17 protein-coding genes and 2 pseudogenes are annotated in these 17,447 nt (G+C 60.4%); 12 read left to right on the top strand and 7 right to left on the bottom strand.

All coding sequences use genetic code 11. The features are described from left to right. Positions 1-71: 71 nt before the first annotated feature. The gene (locus AC1DQ3_RS14330) at positions 72-941 is read right to left on the bottom strand and encodes an alpha/beta hydrolase (RefSeq protein WP_477120845.1); all 870 of its coding nucleotides are present in this window, start codon (positions 939-941) and stop codon (positions 72-74) included. Positions 942-1,102: 161 nt separating this feature from the next. Between AC1DQ3_RS14330 and AC1DQ3_RS14325 the strand changes: the two genes are divergently transcribed. Continuing rightward, positions 1,103-2,080, top strand: coding sequence for a LysR family transcriptional regulator (locus tag AC1DQ3_RS14325; RefSeq protein WP_477120844.1), 978 nt, complete (start codon positions 1,103-1,105; stop codon positions 2,078-2,080). 3 nt (positions 2,081-2,083) lie between these two features. Here the strand turns inward: AC1DQ3_RS14325 and AC1DQ3_RS14320 are convergent, their stop codons facing one another. Further along, complete coding sequence (locus tag AC1DQ3_RS14320; protein ID WP_477120843.1) at positions 2,084-2,650, bottom strand: TetR/AcrR family transcriptional regulator; 567 nt, start codon at positions 2,648-2,650, stop codon at positions 2,084-2,086. A 251-nt stretch (positions 2,651-2,901) separates the two neighbouring features. Here AC1DQ3_RS14320 and AC1DQ3_RS14315 point away from each other — a divergent pair, with 251 nt between their 5' ends. Next, positions 2,902-3,039, top strand: a complete 138-nt coding sequence (locus AC1DQ3_RS14315) for a helix-turn-helix domain-containing protein (protein ID WP_477120842.1) — start codon at positions 2,902-2,904, stop codon at positions 3,037-3,039. A 299-nt stretch (positions 3,040-3,338) separates the two neighbouring features. Here the strand turns inward: AC1DQ3_RS14315 and AC1DQ3_RS14310 are convergent, their stop codons facing one another. Then, the gene (locus AC1DQ3_RS14310) at positions 3,339-4,760 is read right to left on the bottom strand and encodes an aldehyde dehydrogenase family protein (RefSeq protein ID WP_477120841.1); all 1,422 of its coding nucleotides are present in this window, start codon (positions 4,758-4,760) and stop codon (positions 3,339-3,341) included. A gap of 100 nt (positions 4,761-4,860) precedes the next feature. On the opposite strand from AC1DQ3_RS14310, the gene AC1DQ3_RS14305 reads away from it, so the two are divergent. Both AC1DQ3_RS14305 and AC1DQ3_RS14300 read left to right on the top strand, forming a co-directional pair. After that, positions 4,861-5,784 carry a LysR family transcriptional regulator gene (locus AC1DQ3_RS14305; RefSeq protein ID WP_477120840.1) on the top strand — a complete coding sequence of 308 codons (924 nt, stop codon included), beginning with the start codon at positions 4,861-4,863 and terminating at the stop codon, positions 5,782-5,784. Between the two features lie 374 nt (positions 5,785-6,158). Then, positions 6,159-7,280: a substrate-binding protein gene (locus tag AC1DQ3_RS14300; protein ID WP_477120839.1), complete on the top strand. Its 1,122-nt coding sequence runs from the start codon at positions 6,159-6,161 to the stop codon at positions 7,278-7,280. 324 nt (positions 7,281-7,604) lie between these two features. On the opposite strand, the gene AC1DQ3_RS14295 is transcribed toward AC1DQ3_RS14300, so the two are convergent. The 3 genes from AC1DQ3_RS14295 to AC1DQ3_RS14285 all read right to left on the bottom strand — a co-directional run bounded on the left by AC1DQ3_RS14295 (position 7,605) and on the right by AC1DQ3_RS14285 (position 9,024). Then, complete coding sequence (locus AC1DQ3_RS14295; protein ID WP_477120838.1) at positions 7,605-8,129, bottom strand: DUF417 family protein; 525 nt, start codon at positions 8,127-8,129, stop codon at positions 7,605-7,607. Positions 8,130-8,255: 126 nt separating this feature from the next. Further along, the gene (locus tag AC1DQ3_RS14290) at positions 8,256-8,573 is read right to left on the bottom strand and encodes a hypothetical protein (protein ID WP_477120837.1); all 318 of its coding nucleotides are present in this window, start codon (positions 8,571-8,573) and stop codon (positions 8,256-8,258) included. A gap of 109 nt (positions 8,574-8,682) precedes the next feature. Next, positions 8,683-9,024 (bottom strand): CzcE family metal-binding protein, encoded by a 342-nt coding sequence (locus AC1DQ3_RS14285; protein WP_477120870.1) that lies wholly within the window; start codon positions 9,022-9,024, stop codon positions 8,683-8,685. A gap of 339 nt (positions 9,025-9,363) precedes the next feature. Here AC1DQ3_RS14285 and AC1DQ3_RS14280 point away from each other — a divergent pair. The 5 genes and pseudogenes from AC1DQ3_RS14280 to AC1DQ3_RS14260 form a co-directional block, all read left to right on the top strand. Continuing rightward, positions 9,364-9,510: pseudogene (locus AC1DQ3_RS14280) on the top strand (SDR family oxidoreductase); the annotation flags it as partial. A 312-nt stretch (positions 9,511-9,822) separates the two neighbouring features. After that, on the top strand, positions 9,823-10,362 hold the full coding sequence (locus tag AC1DQ3_RS14275) for a carboxymuconolactone decarboxylase family protein (RefSeq protein ID WP_477120869.1): 540 nt from the start codon (positions 9,823-9,825) through the stop codon (positions 10,360-10,362). Positions 10,363-10,710: 348 nt separating this feature from the next. Beyond that, positions 10,711-11,748, top strand: a complete 1,038-nt coding sequence (locus AC1DQ3_RS14270) for an extracellular catalytic domain type 2 short-chain-length polyhydroxyalkanoate depolymerase (protein WP_477120836.1) — start codon at positions 10,711-10,713, stop codon at positions 11,746-11,748. 385 nt (positions 11,749-12,133) lie between these two features. Next, positions 12,134-12,289 (top strand): hypothetical protein, encoded by a 156-nt coding sequence (locus tag AC1DQ3_RS14265; RefSeq protein WP_477120835.1) that lies wholly within the window; start codon positions 12,134-12,136, stop codon positions 12,287-12,289. A 29-nt stretch (positions 12,290-12,318) separates the two neighbouring features. Beyond that, positions 12,319-14,082, top strand: coding sequence for an MOSC domain-containing protein (locus tag AC1DQ3_RS14260; RefSeq protein WP_477120834.1), 1,764 nt, complete (start codon positions 12,319-12,321; stop codon positions 14,080-14,082). Between the two features lie 150 nt (positions 14,083-14,232). Here the strand turns inward: AC1DQ3_RS14260 and AC1DQ3_RS14255 are convergent, their stop codons facing one another. Next, the gene (locus AC1DQ3_RS14255) at positions 14,233-14,847 is read right to left on the bottom strand and encodes a CGNR zinc finger domain-containing protein (RefSeq protein ID WP_477120833.1); all 615 of its coding nucleotides are present in this window, start codon (positions 14,845-14,847) and stop codon (positions 14,233-14,235) included. 279 nt (positions 14,848-15,126) lie between these two features. On the opposite strand from AC1DQ3_RS14255, the gene AC1DQ3_RS14250 reads away from it, so the two are divergent. The 3 genes and pseudogenes from AC1DQ3_RS14250 to AC1DQ3_RS14240 form a co-directional block, all read left to right on the top strand. Continuing rightward, entirely contained in the window at positions 15,127-15,978 is an 852-nt protein-coding gene (locus tag AC1DQ3_RS14250; protein WP_477120832.1) for an alpha/beta fold hydrolase, read from the top strand. 196 nt (positions 15,979-16,174) lie between these two features. Beyond that, positions 16,175-17,152 carry a zinc-binding alcohol dehydrogenase family protein gene (locus AC1DQ3_RS14245; RefSeq protein ID WP_477120831.1) on the top strand — a complete coding sequence of 326 codons (978 nt, stop codon included), beginning with the start codon at positions 16,175-16,177 and terminating at the stop codon, positions 17,150-17,152. A gap of 122 nt (positions 17,153-17,274) precedes the next feature. Beyond that, positions 17,275-17,352, top strand: a pseudogene (locus AC1DQ3_RS14240) (integrase); the annotation flags it as partial. Positions 17,353-17,447 lie beyond the last annotated feature (95 nt).

Below are 17,447 nucleotides of genomic sequence, written 5' to 3'. Positions count from 1 at the left end.
CTGGGATTAGTAGGATTAGTAGGATTAGTAATGGGATTAGCGGGATTAGCGGGATTAGCGGGATAGTCGGATCAGTGTGATTCGGGGGGCCGCTGGGGGCGGCGCGGGACAGTCGCGGATGCCGATGCATCGAGCCTGCGCGCGAAGAACGCCGCCACGTCGGCGAGTGCGGGAGCGTGGGTGGCAATCGAGCAATGCGAGGCTTGCGCGTAGCGCGTGGTCTCGGTCGGGACGCCCGCGGCGATCAACTCGCTCGCATAGGTTTCCGCTTCGATATGGCAGACGTCCTGCGCGGCGCTGACGATCAGCGTGGGCGGCAGGCGCGACAAGCGGCGCGATTCAAGTGGCGCCACATACGGATGCAGTTGCTGCAGCACGTCGGGCAGGTAGGCGCGGTACGCCATGGCGCAGTCGCTGGCTGACAGGTCCACCTCATGCAGGTGGGCGATATCGGCCAGCCGCGTCATGCTGGGGTCCAGCAACGGTGCCAGCAAGGCCTGCGCGCGCAGCGTGAAGTCCTTGCGGTCACGCGCCATGGCGCAAATGCCCGCGGCCAGGTTCCCGCCGGCATCGTGCCCGGCGATACCCATGCGGCGCGCGTCGATGCCATATTGCCTGGCGTGGGCCTGTGTCCAGAGCGCGGCCAGATAGCCGTCTTCGAGCGGTACCGGGAACGGGAAGCGCGGCGCGAGCGAATAGCCCACGGCCACCACCACGGCCGGCGTGGCGCGCGCAAGAGTCGAGGCAGTCACCTCGGCCCGGTCGAGATTGCCCTCGACAAAGCCGCCGCCGTGCAGGTAAAGGATCACGGGCAACGCCTCGGTGGTCCCGTCGGGGATGTGAACGCGCAGGGGAATGCGCTGCGCGTGGCCAATGATGCTCACGCTGTTCACGTGGACCGATGACGTGGAGGAGGATGCCTTGGATGCCTTCTGGGCCATGACGGATTGCGCTGACGTGCAAATGTTGCGATGCATGAAGTCTGGTACATTGCCCTCATCTGGTAAACGCCTATAATCCAGAACACAATTTGGCGTCACCAAACAATCCGCCGCGAAACAGGCTGCAGGTTCTGCACGGCGCACTAAAGAAGGGCAGTACGATGGACAAGGTCCAGGCCATGGAAGTCTTCACCCGCGTGGTGGAGATGAACAGCTTCTCGCGCGCGGCGGAGGCGCTGGGGCTTTCACGCACCTCCGCCACCACGATCATCCAGAGCCTCGAAGCGCATCTGCACGTGCGGCTCATCAACCGGACCACGCGGCAGCTCCGGCTGACGCCAGAAGGCGCCGACTACTACGAGCGTTGCATGCGGATCCTGGCGGAGATCGCCGAGACCGAGGTGGCGTTGACGCGCTCGGGCCAGGGGCCGATCGGCAAGCTGCGCGTGGAAATGCCGGCGTCGATCGGGCGCATCATTCTCATGCCCCAACTGCACGCGTTCCACGAGCGCTATCCCGACATCGAACTGGTGGTGGGCTTTGGCGACAGGATGGCGGACTTGATCCAGGACGGTGTGGACTGCGCGATACGCGCGGGCTCGCTACAGGATTCAAGCCTGATCGCGCGTGGCCTGGGCGACATGCACATGGTCACCGCAGCCAGCCCGACCTATATCGCGCGGCATGGCCTGCCGCGCACACTGGCGGACCTCCAGCATCACACCGCGATCCACTACTTCTCCAACCGCACCGGGCGCACGCTGGACTTGAATTTCATCATCGACGGCAATCCGGTCGAGGTTGGCATGCGCGGCCATATCAGTTTCAACGACGCCGATGCCTACGTGGCCTATGGCCTCGGCGGCGCCGCCATTTTCCAGCCGCCCCGTTTCATGGTGCAGGAACATCTGCGCACCGGCGCACTGGTGGAACTGCTGCCGCAATGGCGGCCACGCCCGATTCCACTCGCCGCCATCTATCCGCAAAGCCGGCATCTGGCGCCGAAGGTACGCGTCTTTGTCGATTGGGTGGCGCAGATCTTCGAGGACTGCCCGCGGATGGCGGCAGGTGATGGCTGCGAAGCGCTGCGTCGGACGTCCGTGCCCGAAGACGCCGCAACGCGCGAGCTGGTGCTTTAGGCTTCAGGGCTGTGGCGTGCCCAGGCGGACAAGACCGTCTGCCACTTGGTCCAGCAGGTCGCGTGACAGCGTGGGATCGTCGGCGGCACGTGCCAGGCCCATCGCGCCAATGCTCGCAGAGAGCTGCAGGACGGCCATCGCGCGCGCGTTGGCATGCCCCTGCGCGGCCAGCAAGCCTTCCAGGAAGTCGAGCACGCGCTTGACCTCAGCGGTATAGGCATCGCGGGTCGCGTCGTCCGCGCGCGCGGCATCATGCACCAGTGCGACGAGCGGACACCCACTGCCTGGCGTGTCGCGATGCGCCACGCTGAGGTAGTTTCGCACTGCACTGGCAATATCCTGCGACGAGGCCGCCCAGGTATCGAGGCTGCGCGCGGCCTCATGGACCGCCTCGGCCAGCACGGCCTCGCGCGAGGCGAAATGCCGGTAAAACGCGGCCGGTGTGATGCCCGCCTCGCGTGCGATCTCCGCTAGTCCGACGCCAGAAAACCCGCGTTCCCGAAAGCGTCGCGCGGCGATCTCGAGAATACGTTGACGGGTGGATGCTTTGGCGGCCTGCGAATGACCCATTTGTGTTCGCTCCCAGTCGTATGAAGAGCGCCGGAGCGCATGGCCGATGCTGGCATGATCCTGCCCGGAAGACAATATCCCGGGTTACGAGCCCCCTGCGGCCCGCGTGGCGCGCCATGCCCACGTCGCGGGCACGGGTAACAGACAGCGTTATGGTTTGTCCATCGCACATGCCCGCACATGCATGGTTTCTCGCTTGGAAAAGCTGGCGCCGGTAGAATTGGGAACCACCCTCTCATCGGTGGAAGGCTATGGATCGACTCGAGGCGATGGTCATTTTGTTGGCGGCGATAGACACCGGAAGCCTTTCCGCCGCAAGTCGAAAACTTCGCATTCCCCTGGCGACCGTGAGCCGACGCATGTCCGAACTGGAGGCACACCTGCATTGACGAACTGGTGAAATCCGGCAGCCTCATGATGCTGCTGGAAGCCTTCGAACCGCTGCCAGCACCGGTCAACCCGATGTACGCGAGCCAGGGACAGATGCCGCTGAAGCGCACCGCAAGCTTGCGGCGGTCGTACCATGACCAACGGTCCACCACGCTCGTGCTGATTGCCCATCCTTCGCCATTCAGAGGAGATCAGCGGGCGCCTGCGCCAACCCCCTTTTGTCTTCCGGTACTCATAGACGCTGGAAGTCCTCCTTGCAGCCCGGCGAGTCGATTCAACGAGCGCTCGGGTTGCGCGATCACGAAGCAGTGAGAATGGCCTTCGGTTCGAGAAAAGCCTCGAGCCCGAACGTGCCATACTCGCGGCCGATACCAGATTGCTTGAAGCCGCCGAAAGGCGCGTTCGGTTCGTGTGCCAGCGTGTTGACCAGTACTCGACCCGCCTCGATGCGCAGTGCGAGCTCGCGCGCACGCTGGCTATCCGCAGAAAACACGTACGCTTGCAAGCCGTAATTGGTGTCGTTGGCGATAGCGACTGCCTCTTCGGTATCGCGGTACGCGATAATCGACAGCACAGGACCGAAGATCTCTTCGCGGGCAATCGCCATGTCGTTGGCCACATCGCTGAAGACGGTCGGACGCACGAACCATCCTGCGTCGATGCCATCTGGCCGGCCTTCGCCTCCCGCGATCAGACGCGCGCCCGAGTCGATGCCGATCCGGATATAGCGCTGCACGCGTTCCCACTGCTTCTGGCTGACCATTGGGCCGACAGTCGTCCGCGGATCGCGCGGATCGCCTGCCTGCGTGCGCGCAACTTCTTGCTGCACCCGCGCTTCGAATTCCGCGAGCCGCTGCTGCGGCACCAGAATACGCGTGCCCGCGATGCACGCCTGGCCGCTATTCATGAAGCCGGCCTGAATCGCGAGCGGTACCACCTCGTCGAAGTTCGCGTCGTCGAGCACGAGCACCGGCGACTTGCCGCCAAGTTCTAGCGTCACGCGCTTCAACGTCTCGGCACCCGCGCGCAGAATCGTCTTGCCGACCGAGGTCGAACCGGTGAACGACAGCTTTGCGACATCCGGATGCGAACTGATCTGCGCGCCGACCGTTTCGCCGCGCCCTGTCACGATGTTGAACAAGCCCGGCGGCAAGCCGGCATCGTGCAACGCTTCGGTGACGATGCGCGTCTGGATCGCGCTCATCTCGCTTGGCTTGATGACCGCCGTGCAGCCGGCTGCCAGCGCGGTAGCGAGCTTGCCGCAGATGAAGCCCGCGTTACTGTTCCACGGCGTAATCAGGCCGGCGACACCCAGCGGTTGCATCACGACCTCGGCAATACCCGCGCGGCGCGTGAACGCATAGTCCTGCAGCACCTTTGCCGCTTCGAGCAGCACATTGCTGGCGTGCTGCGCCATCCAGCGACCGCGCGATACGGGCGCTCCGTATTCCTCGGTGATCGCCTCGTACAGATCGTCCTCCTTCGCCGCGACGGCTTCGTGCATGCGCCTGAGCATGTCGATGCGCTCCCGCTTGCCGGTGCGGGAAAACGCGGGAAACGCGCGCTTTGCGGCGGCGATCGCATCGCGCGCGTCTTGCGCATCGGCGAGACGCACTTGGCCGATTACCTGCTCGGTCGCCGGATTGAAGAGGTTGAACAGTTCGTCGCCGTGCGGTGTAACGAAGGCGCCGTCGATATAGATTTTGTCGATGATCTGCATGGCTGCTCCCAGAAGAGGTTCCAGACGACTAAAGATAGACCCGATGCATTGCCCTGACTAGTCATACAATACGGCATGTATCGTTGAAAAATTTGAGACAATGAAGACATCGGGCTTGGGCGAACTGGAGGCGGTGCTGGCCGTCGCGCGTCATCGCAGCTTCCGCGCGGCCGCGACGGATCTGGGCATGTCGACGTCTGCGCTCAGTCATGCCGTGGCGGCGCTCGAAGCGCGTATCGGCGTACGGCTCTTCAACCGCACGACGCGCAGCGTGTCGTTGTCGGAAGCCGGCGTGCAGTTCGTCGACAGCGTTGCGCCTGCGCTCTCCACGATCCGCGTCGCGATCGAGCAGGCCGGCAGCTTCCGTGACACGCCGTCGGGCACGCTGCGTATCAATGCGTCAGCCGGCGCGGCCAGGCAGGTGATGCCGCTCTTCATCGAATTCCTGCAGCGCTATCCGGAGATGAAGCTCGATCTGGTCACCGAAGGGCGCCTGATCGATATCGTTGTCGAAGGCTTCGATGCTGGCATTCGGCTGACCGAAACGGTGCCACAGGAGATGATCGCGGTGCCGTTCGGGGACAGGCAGCGCTTTGCCGTGGTCGGCAGTCCAGCCTACTTTGCGCAGCAAAAGCCGCCGCGCACGCCTGCCGACCTGAACGCACACCGCTGCATCCGCTCACGCATGCCGAGCGGCGCGATATATCAGTGGGAGTTCGAGCGGCGCGGCGAAACGATGCGTATCGACGGCAAAGGCGCGCTGACGCTCGACGAGCCAGGCCTGATGCTGGCGGCGGCACGTGCCGGGATCGGTCTCACGTATCTGACCGAATGGAACGTCGCCGCGGATCTGGAAGCTGGTACGCTGGTTCGCGTTCTGGAAGATTGGACGCCCCCTCTCGACGGCCTCTGCCTGTACTATCCGGGCCGCCGCCACGTGCCAGCCGGACTGCGCGCGCTGATCGACATGATCCGCGAACACGCCGACGCGCGGCGGGCGCGCCGTCATCGCAAGTCCGCGTAGGGAACGGAGCCTGGCACACGGACTTGGTGCGGCCTTACGAGGTACGGGCGGCCGATTCCATCAATCCGTTGCGTTGGCCGGTTGAATCCGGCTCAAGGTTGGCGATCGTCGCATAACCTGCCTAAGCAGCCACTTGCACCTTCGATCATGTGATGCTTGCCTGACAACCTGTAGCTGCCATTGGTCGTCTTAACGCTTGACTTGAACGGGGGCACCAGTCGCCAGTGAGGTAGTGGACAGGAAAAACTGCCCCAATGGACTAGTCTTGACAATATCGCCCGGCTACCGGTGCAAGCCGGCGGCCTTGCAGTCCGCTGCTTGACGTGGCCGTTGGGTATTCGTCGATAACCGATCCTTCGAGGGGAGAAGAACCGATGAGTGAATCAACAAGTAGATCCATCAAGGTGGGCGTCATCACCGACATGACAGGTCCCCTCTCGTTCTTGGGTATCGCCAATGCAAATGTGGCCAAAATGGTGATCAATGAGATCAACGCAAGGGGTGGCTTGTTGGGACGGAAGATCGATCTGTACCTCGAGGACAGCGCAACGACCGATAGCGTTGGGGAGGCCAAGGCGAGGAAGCTCGTCCAGCAAGATCAGGTCGACGTTGTCTTCGGGGGCATCTACAGCTCCATGAGACAAGCCATCAAGGGCCCTGCTGTCTTGCAGGGCAAGAAGCTCTACATCTATCCGGAGCAATACGAGGGAGAGGAATGCCACCCGCTGATCTTCTGCACCGGCCCGGTGCCAGCTCAGCAGGTTGAATCCACGATTCCATGGCTGATGCAGAAAACCGGAGCAAAGAAGTTCTACTGCCCATCGGCTGATTACATCTGGCCGCACACGATGAACAGGAAGCTACGTGAGGTGGCAACCGTCCATGGCGGCTCGATTGTCGGCGAGGAGTACTTTCCGCTCGACCACACCGACTATAGCGCGACAATCGAAAAGATCATATCCAGCGGAGCCGAGGTGGTATTCAACACGATAGTTCCGCCCGGCCTGGGGTCGTTCCTCGAACAACTCCATCAGTCCGGCTTCATGAAGCGCGGCGGCCACCTCGTGTGCACGTACTTCGAGGAGAACTTCTTGGGCTTCTTTCCGCCGGAACAAGTGGAGGGCCTATACAGTTGCCTCGACTACTACCAGAACGTCAGCGATCCCTTTAGCAAGGAACTGTTGGCGAACTATGACAAGCTCTATCCAGGCGACGCCAAATTCACCGCTGGCAGCGCAGCCACCGGCATGTACCGGGGCCTGAAACTCTGGGAGGCTGCGGTAGAAGAAGCGGGCTCGCTAAGCCAGGATGATGTGGTCAAAGCACTGGACCACGCGAAGATTGCACAGGGGCCAGGCGGCCCGGCTGAAATGGTGCCCGGCCAGCATCACGTCCGGATGAACATGTATATCGCCCAGGTGAAGGGCATGAAATTCGAAATCGTCAAGAACCTGGGGGCCATGGATCCGAAGGAGTGTATGCAAGGAATGAAGTAAGCGACCAGGATTCCACGGCTTTGCGCGCTGTGCATCCAGTGTGACGCGTAACGGCTGTATCTGCCCCATCCGGATGACCGCGAAAGTCTTGCATTTCAGCCGGCCAATGCCATGAAACAGGAAGCACAGGCACCTGCCGAGCGTTACTGTTTGCATTTTGAAGTATTGCGGAATTGCGTCTGTTTGGGTTGGGTGACGCCATGGCAACTTGCGCCGAAGCCAGACAGAGAAAGCGCGCCAGGCCATAGCCCGGCGCGCTTCTGCCAATGCAATACACACGGCATCCTGACCGGGCACCCGTACTGCGTTCCTCTCAGTGCGCGGTCAGCTCGCAGCAGTGACGAGTGTTCCGCTAACGACAGAGCCTCGGGATTCAATCACTCTGGCAACGTCCTGCTTAAGCAGATAGACAGAGACGACCAGCAGCACAAGATCCTTCAGAAGGAAGGCCGAAACTATTGTCATCGCGGGGAAACCGCCAGCGGCAGCTTCCCATGCGCCAGGAACGAATGGCATGATTGTAAGCGTAGCAGTGAAGCTGAACGTTGAACCAAGAGCGCCCAACACCCCCAGTTTCTTATTCCAGAATCCCAAGAGCAATAGCGAGCCAAAGGTCCATTCTGCGGCTCCCAGGAATAGGCTCGTGCCTTTAATGCCCAAGACAGGGATCATCCAGAAGATGAGCGGTCCGTGGTTGATCAGTGGAAGCAGCCCTCTGATTTCGGCCTCGAACCATTTATCGTAGCCAAACCACGCGAATATGATCACCATCGCGGCGCGGAGAAGATGGTAATCGAGGTCGCGCTTCAGAAGACCCGAACGACCCAATATATCGATGAGGTATTTCATTTTTTCCTCCATGTTGGAGCTGTGAACCCTCCGGCCACGGTGCCGGGTTGAAGTGCAACGATTTGAACGTGCGACATTGGAAACTCCTTTCGACGGTCCGCTTCGTCAGTGAGACAAGTATGTGCGTCAGGCGTGATCCTTGTAACGCTCAATCGGCTCGAAAACATGCTCACCGTCAGTGAACGCGCTGCGCGGCTCATGTACCGACCGTGCACCATCGGTATAGGGGTCGCGTGGCGCAGTCACAGAACGCGCACCATCGAGAAACCGATCGCGCTTATCCGTAACGCTGCCTCCGGCAGATGCGTGAGGGCCCCAGGCGCCGGAAATGCGGGCATTCTTTTCGTAGGGGTAGTCGCCCTGCATTGCATGTACAACGGTCGTCGCCGCGCCGAGCGCTAAGGCAATGGTATTGACAACAATCGCTTTGGTGAGCAGTTTCATGATGAACCTCAAGTGTTGTTTATTTTGGAATCGCGCACGCTTTGCTCGCTGTACGCCACCAATGAATGGGATGACCGGATCCATTACAGTCGGTTGTCCCGTTAGGTCTTCAATGACCAGAAAATGCGTTTGAACCGTTCTGGTGGACCCAGACACCTCTTGCTGCAGGGATATCAGGGAGTAGGCTGACTAGTTCGACAGCCGTGTTCCCTGGGCGGGCGGCGAAGGTCCAGGCGGCGGACGTAGCTCCGAAGTCGAAGCGGACGGTTTCTCCCGCATGCACTGACACGGCCCGGGTCTGCGGTGTGACTCGCACTGTTCGCGCCCCATCGACAGATGAAGCTGCTTCGCCGAAAAGCCTGGCGACGGAGGATGCTGGCGGGCATCCAGGATCAACCGTTTGAGCCGCGAAGCAGGTTGCGCTTACCGCAGCCAGTGCAGCGACCGCCATGAGACGTACAGCGTTGCCAAGAGGAGTTCTGGTACCTCGGGAATGTCTGGTCATCGTTGACTCCATAAAGGAGGTTGTTGGTGACCTGTACTGTATGTCCTGCGCGTGAGCTTGTTGAGGCCTGAACGAGTCAAGATACTGCTCAAAAGTATCAGGCGGCCGTTCTTTCGTTCCTTGGCGCCTGGCTTGTGCCTTCGAAAAGCAAAGCCCGCCGGGGCGGGCTTTGCTTTTCCAGGCGAGCGTCGCAAACGCGGGCAATTTCCGCGCGATGGAAAGATGATCTCCCCTGGATGCAAGATTGCGCCAGGAGTCAGGATTTATGCCTGGCGAGACGGGTAGAAGCGATTTCTTTCCAGTGTGCCGATGAATCGCTTCGGCAAACCCGATGAGATCGCCACGGCAATCGAATTCCTGCTGTCAGAAGACGCTGCGCTCATCACAGGTCGGACGCTTTTCGTCGATGGCGGCGCGTCGGTCGGAAAGTCGCTGGTCCAGGGCCGTCGGCGCAAGCTCGCTACTCCGTTGGCTCGTACCCGGCTACAGTCGACTGGTCCAAAGGAAGACCATCCTCCTCGGCACGCTCATCGGCATGCGACGGAGCGCCGATGGTCCGACGCCACTGGGCGGGCGTCATGCCCAGCAGCTCTGTAAATGCCCGCCGGAACGCAGCGACCGATTGATTCCGCGACGGCAATAGCGATACTTTAGAGCATTCTTTTGAGTCTGTTAGGCCTCGGCAAGCTCATCTTGCGTACCTAGACTAGAGCCTCACCTAACCGATTTCCTCAGGAGTCAATGATGAGCCGTATTACCGTACCAGCAATCGATTCAGCAGTTGGTGCCACCGCTGATGTCTACGCACAGGTCAAGCGGGCGACCGGTGGTAGCGTCCCCAACCTCTTCGCAGCGCTCGGTCATATTGCGCCCGCCACGCTCAAGGCCGTACTGAACGCCGAGGGTGCTCTCGCAACCGGCGGCCTCAGCAAGCAAGACCTGGAGACGATCAAGCTGCTGGTCAGCGAACTGACTGGCTGTGACTACTGCGTTGCCGCACACGTCATGCTTGGCAAGATGGTCGGGCTGTCGCCCGAAACGGTTCGCCGCATTCGTGCAGGCGAGTCCACCGGCGACGCGAAGCGTGACGCGCTGATTCAGTTCGTTCGCACGATCCAGGAGACGAGCGGGACCCTCAACAATGAGGCGTTCACCGCGATCCGCAGTGCGGGGTACAACGATGCGCAACTGGCGGACATCGCGCTGACGATCGGCCTGACCGTGTTCACCAACACGTTCAATCGCGTCAACGACACGGACCTGGATTTCCCTCCAGCGAACTGACGTGGCAGCCGGGGAGGACGAACCGCGAGCCGTCCTCCCCGACCCGCCGCAGATGCGGGTTTCACCCTGGATCGGCGAAGCAATCCCGACATCGGCGGTCCGACGCTCGGGCGCGTCCTCTCGTATGTCGAAAGACGGCGCACGTGGGAAGCCGCACACCGCAGGCAGGGTGGTCAAGCGTATCTACACCACCGAGTTCGCCGTGGTCGGGGGCGGTCACGCGGGGTTTAAGGCAGGCGAGCTGGCGCGCGCGGCGTCAGCTTCAAGCGGCTTCAGTGTCTTATCAGCGCGCGGCTGCGCATGAGCAGGAACGACGAGAACTGACGATCACGATTGGAGCCCTGGCAAATGAACTACGAAACGCTGTCTCTCGCCGTCGTCGACGATATCGCTACCCTTACGCTGAGCAGGCCTGACGCGCTGAACGCGCTGGCCGCCAATGCGCTGCCCTCCTACGCTGGCGACCCGTCGCAGACATCAGTCTCCGGCCTGTCGTCGGGCGCCTTCATGGCAGTCCAGTACCAAGTCGCGTACTCGGGCTCGGTTGTCGGTGCCGGTGTGGTGGCAGGAGGTCCATACTACTGCGCGGCCGGGAACATCCTTAACACGACGATCTGCATGGGGCAGGTGCCGTTCGTGCCACCGAATCCGGCCCTGATGGTAACCGCCGCGAAGGGATTCGCGTCGCTCGGTCAGATCGACCTGCTATCGAATCTGCAGAAGGCCAGGATCTATGTGTTCAGCGGAACCAAGGATACTGTCGTCTACCAGCAGGCGGTCGACGCGACGGTGTCATTCTTCAAGGAAGCCGGTGTTCCTGCATGGAACCTGCAGTATGTGAACAATGTGGCTGCCGGCCATGCATTTATCACGCCGGCATACGGCAACGTGTGCTCCGATAACGCATCCCCGTATATCAGTCACTGCGCAGTCGCCAGGCAGAAGTACGATCAAGCCGGCGCGTTGCTTCAGCAGATCTACGGCACACTGAAGCAGCCGGCGAAGAGTCTGACAGGGAGAATCGTGCCATTCGACCAGCGCGAATTCGCGACGGCCGGGACAGGCATGGCGGATACAGGGTTCCTCTATGTACCAAAGTCATGCGATCAGGGAGCGACGTGCAAAGTCCACGTGGCATTCCATGGGTGCAAGCAGTCCGAAGCTGTGGTCGGCGATGATTTCTACGCGAAGACGAACTACAACAATTGGGCGGACACGAACAACATCCTTGTGCTGTACCCACAGGTGAATGCGTCTACCGCCCCCTTCAATCCGCGAGGCTGCTGGGACTGGTTCGGTTATACCGGCGCCGATTACGCGCTGAAATCGGGTTCGCAAATGCGTGCCGTCAACGCCATGGTTGACCGGTTGCTCGCGAAACCGTAAAGCAAATCGGGAATCACCCCTTTGCGGGGTGTCACACCGCGAGCAAGTCTTGGTGGACAGTCCGCAAAGGCCGATTATGCAAACCTGTCGATTATGGAAAGTAGCGGAGTGATTTACCGCGAAAATGGCAGCAGCAAGCCGGAAGACCGGCGAGGGAAGCGGACCTTGAGGTGACTGCTACCCGATACTATTGCGCTATCGACTCAAGGTGTGCCAATAGTTTGGTCCAGTCATTGACCTAGCGTGCGCCATGAATCCAGGACGAGGTACTCCACGTCCCCACCTTGGCGCAGTAGATTTGCACTCTCCTCCACCACGAACTACTCTGACGGGGGGAATACTTCTTCTCCTTGACAGTGTCCACCGGTTTCCCGTGGAGGTCCTCATGCCGGACGATCCCTTTGCCGAACTGAAGGCGCTACTGCGCGAAGCCTGGGCAGTGTTTGCGCCGTTGGAAGCGGTTACGACGGTGCCGGCGGCTGAATTGGTCCGCCATGCGCGCGATTTTCCACAGCAATCGGTACTCGACGTCGGCGCTTGACCTTCGGTTCAGCAAGAGAGCAGAGCGACATGGCTCGCCTAATATCAGTGAACGTCGGACTTCCGCGCGATATCGAGTGGAAGGGGCGCACGGTGCGCACCGGAATTTGGAAGAAGCCGGTGCTGGGCCGCTGTCGGGTCAACTGGTTGAATCTGGACGGAGACGGTCAAGGCGACTTGGCCGGGCACGGTGGCGAGCAGCGCGCCGTCTTCGTCTACCAGATGGAATCGTATCGCTACTGGCAGGAGCAGTTGAAGCGGACCGACTTCGTCCATGGACAATTCGGCGAGAATTTCACGATCCAGGGATTGCCCGACGATGCCGTGTGCATCGGCGACCGCTATCGGATCGGCAACGCGCTATTCGAGGTCACTCAACCTCGCGTTACCTGCTATCGCGTCGGCATTCGAATGAACGAACCCCGAATGCCGGCGTTGCTGACATCCAGCGGACGGCCAGGATTCTACTTCCGCGTCCTGGAGGAAGGCGAGGTGGGCGCCGGCGACGAAATCGTGAAGGTGGGAGAGGCGAAGGAGCGGATGACAGTCGCAGAGATTAATTCGCTCCTGTATTCGCCCAATCATGCGCGCGATCGACTCGAGCGCGCATTGCGCATCGCGTCGCTTTCCCCCGGTTGGCGCTCGTCGTTTGAGGCGTTAGCGCAAATTCAAACGACTACCACGGTGAGTGGTAACGCCGGCCTCGCGCCGGCGGCAGCGTCGCATCCTGCTGCACCGGGATTCCGGGCGCTCGCCGTGACGGGGATCGATCAGGAGTCCGCGGACGTCCTCTCGCTGACGATGCGGAGTCCAGACGGTCAGCCGCTGCGCAAGGCTCTGCCCGGCCAGTACGTGGTCTTGCGTCTTCACCGGACCGTCGGCGGGCCGCCACTATATCGCAGCTATTCGCTCTCGGGTCCCCTCTCGACGGAGTGCTATCGAATCAGTGTGAAGATTGAGCCGAATGGAGCCGCCGGAACCTACCTACGGGACCATATCCGGATCGGGGACGCTCTCGATGTCAGTTCGCCTCGTGGAAGCTTCACCTTGCAACGGGGAGACCGGCCAGTCGTGCTGCTCAGCGCGGGAATCGGGGCGACACCCGTTCTGGCGATGCTGCACGCGCTGGTGGCTGTTCAGTCGACCCGGCAGGTTTTGTGGCTCCATGGGGCTCGGAATCGGCAGCTCCATCCTTTTTCCGCGGAAGTACACCGGCTCATACTCTCTCTAGTGCACGGCCGCAGCTATGTTTGCTATAGCAGCCCGGGGGCGCGCGACAAGAGGGGGGAGGATTTCGACGCTACCGGTCACCTGTCGCGACTGGTCTTCGCCGAGATCGGCGTCCCGCGTGGGGCGGATGTTTACCTTTGCGGGCCGACTCGCTTCATGGCAGAGATGAAAGAGGCCCTCGCAGACCGAGGCGTGCAACCTGAGCAGATTTACGCTGAGATTTTCAACGGCGGTGAGTCATTGACGCCCGGTGTCCTGGACGTAGCAACGCGACGCCCGCATCAGCCGAAGGACGATGCCAACACCGGTCCGCTGGTGTCGTTCGCGCGCAGTGGCGTCGCCGCACACTGGAAGCCTTCGACCTGTCAGAGCATTCTGGAACTGGCCGAGGAGTGTGACGTGCCCGTCCGATGGTCGTGCCGCACCGGCGTCTGTCACAACTGCGAGAGCGGATTGATTTCAGGGTCCGTCACCTACCATCCTGATCCACTCGATCTGCCTGCGGCGGGTAATGTCCTGATCTGCTGCGCCCGGCCGGAGGACGATGTGGTGATTGACATCTAAGCGTCGCAAGTGGCGGCATGGACAGGGGCCGTCCACCTTCGAGCCGGACAAGGTCGAGGTATTTCTCAATGAAAACAAACTCGCCCTCGAGCCGGGTCAGTTGGGTCACGCCGCATGGGATCGACCGAGGACTGGTAGGCCATATTCGGCTTACCCCTCCTTGAGCCGCTTGCGGTGTGCCGCAACCTTGGCGCGGTTGCCGCAACTTGCCATGCTGCACCACCTGCGGGCGTGCCCGCGCGTGTGATCGGCGAACGTCAGTGTGCACCCCTTGCCCTCACAGGCCTTCACGTACCTGAAATCTTCCTTGCACACGAGCTTTGCCAGGGCCTCGGCTATCGGCATCAGCAACGACTCCGCTGATTGCCAACGCCGCTTGGCACGAAAGGCGAACCCCGAATCCGCAATAGCGACGATTTCTCCATACTGCTCATCACGCTCAAGCAAGCGGTTCAAGGGTTCGAGGTCCTTCAAGTCCTTGACAAGCAGGGGGCGTCCTTTTTTCTTCTGCACAAATCCCCTGAACCACTCTCGCAGGTCGCGTGCTTTCGCTGCGATTTCATCCAGTTGCGCAGGGGCGTACTGCGACCGCATCGCTCCGAGCACCTCGGTCGGCACTAGTCCAGCCTGTTCCAGCCAAGCCATCAAGCCTTCCCCATCGCTGATCCAGTCGACCTGTTCATCAACGGGCGTCGCGACCGAGTTCAGGAAATCGAGCCCTGGCGCATCGGCGACGAAGATCGCCGGAATCTGTCTGTAGTCCATATCGAACGATAACTGTTTCACTGCACATACTGTAACCACTAAAAACCATCTTGACAAGTTACAACGATGTAGTAACCTGTAAAACATACGAATGAGGGTTACCGAGTCGATACGTGGCTTATCCGTTGCCGGTTGGATCGCATGCGGATAAATGGGGTGTCGGCGGATCTGGTCAACGCTTATCGTTCGACTCGAAGCAAATGGGAAGCGTGACCCGTGAAGGCGAGCGTTGCTACCTGTTTCGCTCGAGAATCATTAGTTCACTTGTTGAAGGAATAAATGTCCATTACTACCTATCGCCATGCCGACGTTGACGGTTTCGAGGTGTTCTATCGGGAATCTGGCCGAGTGGGAGCGCCAAAGTTGCTACTGCTTCACGGATTTCCGAGTTCGAGTCACATGTTTCGGGACCTTATGCCCCGACTGGCGGCCCGGTACCATGTCGTCGCTCCAGATCTGCCGGGATTTGGTCTTTCCGACATGCCGAGCCGCGACACTTTTGCGTACACATTTGACAACATCGCGAGTGTGATCGACCGCTTTACCGAGGTGATCGGGTTCGACCGGTTCGCCATTTACGTGTTCGACTACGGTGCACCTACGGGATTTCGGCTCGCGCTGAAGCATCCGGAGCGAATCGCCGCAATAATCTCGCAAAACGGGAACGCCTATGAAGAAGGTTTGAGCGACGGGTGGAACCCTATTCGGGCATATTGGCAGGACGCTTCTCACGCCAATCGGGAGGCACTTCGCGTCATGCTGACGAAGGAGACTACCGTATGGCAGTACACGCACGGTGTGCGCGATACGACGTCTGTGTCCCCGGATGGCTACTCGCTCGACGACTACTATCTGAGCCGCCCCGGCGCAGACGAGATCCAGCTTGACCTGTTCGGCTACCAGAGCAACGTCGCGCTGTACCCCGCATTCCAGCAGTATTTCCGCAACCACAAGCCTCCCTTCCTTGCTGTCTGGGGGAAGAACGATCCGTTCTTCCTGCCCGCAGGGGCTGAGGCATTCAAGCGCGACATCCCCACCGCGGAAGTCCGCTTCGTCGATACCGGCCACTTCGCGCTTGAGACGCATGCCGCAGAAATTGCAGCGGCCATATCCGATTTCCTTATTGGATGACATGTGGACCCCAGTGCCAAGCATAGGAGTAGCCACATGCGCGAAATTGTGCTCGAGAACTTCCGGGTCTTGACTGACTCGTCCAAACCGAGTTGCCGGTAGAAAAGCGGCGCCACCTGATGGTGGCAAGTGACGGAAATGATTATCGAATGTCGGCGCTAGCTGCCGGCGGTGCTATTGCTATAGGAGTAGCGACGTGAAAGCGATTGTTCTAGAAGGTTTTGGTGGTCTCGAAGCTTTGGTGTACAAGGAAATCCCCAAGCCCGAGCCAAAGGAAGGAACCGTAGTCATCAAGATCAAGGCGTTCGGCATCAACCATGCCGAGATGCACATGCGTCGCGGCGAATGGGCTGAAGCCGCACCGGTGAGCGGTATTGAATGTGTCGGTATCGTTGAAGCATGCCCCGGCGGCGAGTTCGCCGTGGGCACCAAAGTAGCGACAATGATGGGCGGCCTTGGTCGTACGATCAATGGGAGCTACGCGGAGTACACGCGCGTACAGGCGAGGAACGTGGCGGTGATCGAGTCAGATCTTTCGTGGGCGGAGCTGGCTGCCATCCCGCAGTCATACGCGACAGCCTGGACATGTCTGTTCCGTAACCTGAAAATTCAACGTGGGCAGACTATTCTGATTCGCGGTGCGTCGTCTGCATTCGGGCTTGCCGCAGTCAACATGGCGGTGGCTGCTGGGCTGACGGTAATTGGCACTACGGTTAGCACATCGAGCTTTGAACATCTAAAGGCGCATGGCGTGGACCGTTGCGAGATAGAACGGCCCGATCTTGCGCAGCATATCGCGGAGCGCAAGCAATTGGATGCGGTGCTGGATCTTGTCGGTAACAGCACGATGCTGGATTCGCTGTCCATGGTTCGCCGTGACGGAAAAGTATGCCTGGCGGGCTGGCTTGGCGGACTGGCTCCGATTGCCGATTTCAATCCGCTGCTCCAAATGCCGAGCGGCGTGGATTTGACATTCTTCGGCAGTTTCGTGTTCGGGACGCCGGGTTTCCCTCTGTCGGATGTGCCACTTCAAACGATTGCAGCTGACGTCGCCGCGGGGAAGTACTCGGCAAAGCCGTGGAGGGTCTTTCGTTTCGACGAGGTTCCCGAGGCGCACCGCATCATGGAAGCCAAAGAAGCAAAAGGCAAGATGGTAGTTGTGCATGACGAGTAAACGTTCGGATTTGACCGGACGTGGTTGGCGATCGCGCGGGAGCGCGGTCGCGTGACCGAAGGCGACATCGAGGCAATCAAGTCGGCGAGCGACGATGACAGCCAGGTCATCGAGATTTGGCAAAACTTGAAAGCACGGTTCGATACTTGGGGATCAAAGTAGACGACGCGCTCGAAATGGCCGAGCAAACCGAAGTGTGACAACCTGATGGATGTTCGGCGAGCGGTCGCTTGCCGGCCATCTACGGTCGTTTACCGCGGCATCAAGGAGACCTTCGAGGGTCGGCCTCGCCGCA

Source organism: Cupriavidus sp. 01T418 (assembly GCF_056398885.1).
The sequence above is the reverse complement of the archived record's forward strand: the minus strand, read 5'-3'. Positions and strand labels throughout refer to the sequence as shown.